The sequence below is a fragment of the Subsaximicrobium wynnwilliamsii genome, from assembly GCF_007997225.1.
In the GTDB taxonomy this organism is placed as follows: domain Bacteria; phylum Bacteroidota; class Bacteroidia; order Flavobacteriales; family Flavobacteriaceae; genus Psychroserpens; species Psychroserpens wynnwilliamsii.
This window is the reverse complement of sequence record NZ_VORM01000099.1, coordinates 1-1,188: the sequence shown is the minus strand read 5'-3', so window position 1 is coordinate 1,188 and position 1,188 is coordinate 1. Positions and strand designations below refer to the sequence as shown.

Below are 1,188 nucleotides of genomic sequence, written 5' to 3'. Positions count from 1 at the left end.
AGTTGCATTTCCAATGGTGTTCTATACCCCAAGGTTGAATGGATCCTTTTGGTGTTGTACCAGCTTATATATTCTACCAGGCACGCATGCAGCTGTTCACTCGACGCAAATCTATATCTATTTGTACACTCATATTTAATTGTCTTAAACAAACTCTCGGCAACTGCATTGTCCCAGCAATTCCCTTTCCTGCTCATGCTTTGGCTCATTCTTATATTCTCCCTCATCATCCTGGTGATCTTGTTTGCGGCATATTGCACTCCCCGGTCTGAATGGAATATGAAGTTTGGTCTTGTCTTTCTTGTGCCTATTGCAGAAGTCCAGGCTCTCCAGACAGTATTCTCAACGGTCATATCCTCACTCAAAGACCAACCGACTATTTTCCTGTCTGCCAGATCCATAATGGTCGTAAGGTAGTTCCAACCATCTTTCACACGGATATAGGTGATATCCGAGACCCATTTCTCGCCTATGGCCTGGCTGTCGAAGTCTCTGTTCAATACATTTTCAGCGATTGGATATGAGTGGTCAGACTTGGTCGTGACCACAAACTTTCTCTTCAGGATGCTGCGCAGACCCATTTTCCTCATTAAGACCGCAACATAGGATCTAGAATAAAAAAGGTCTTCCCGCTCAAGCATCTTCTGAACGCGATGACTGCCATAAACCTCTTTGCTATCTTCAAATATATCGGCTATTCTGTTCATTAGATGAATCTTACATGTATCTATATTGACAACATCTTTGTTCTTGAGCCAATTGTAATAGGCATTTTTACTGATTTTCAAACAATGACACATCTTTTCAACAGGGTATGATTCTTTGTTGTTGAATACAAAACCATACTTTAACTGTCGCTCTTGGAAAAGATGCTCACCGCCTTTTTTAATATATCACGTTCCAATCTCGTCTCACGCAGCTCTTTCTTCAACCGGCTTAATTCAACCTCCGAAGCAGTCGGTACCCGCTTCTTGGATAGATCGCCGTTCTTTTGACCGTACTCTCTGCGCCAACGCCTGATCGTGCCATCTTGAAGGCTATACTCCTCACAGAGCTCACGCACACTTTTACCTGCCTGCAGCAATTCTACCACAGTTGTTTTAAATTCATTGTCGAAATTTCTTCTCATAATACAAAGTTATAGTTTTCGGACTAGATAAATTCGTCACAGCAAATGTAGACACTCCA

1 protein-coding gene is annotated in these 1,188 nt (G+C 42.2%); it reads right to left on the bottom strand.

The annotated features are described in order from the left end of the window. Window positions 1–1,129, bottom strand: a protein-coding gene (locus ESY88_RS20675; RefSeq protein ID WP_147088598.1) for an IS3 family transposase whose coding sequence is annotated in 2 segments (ribosomal slippage) — window positions 1–889 and window positions 889–1,129 — 1,130 coding nt annotated over the 2 segments. Because the reading frame shifts where the segments join, the coding sequence is not laid out codon by codon here. This gene is flagged as partial in the annotation. Window positions 1,130–1,188: the final 59 nt, after the last annotated feature.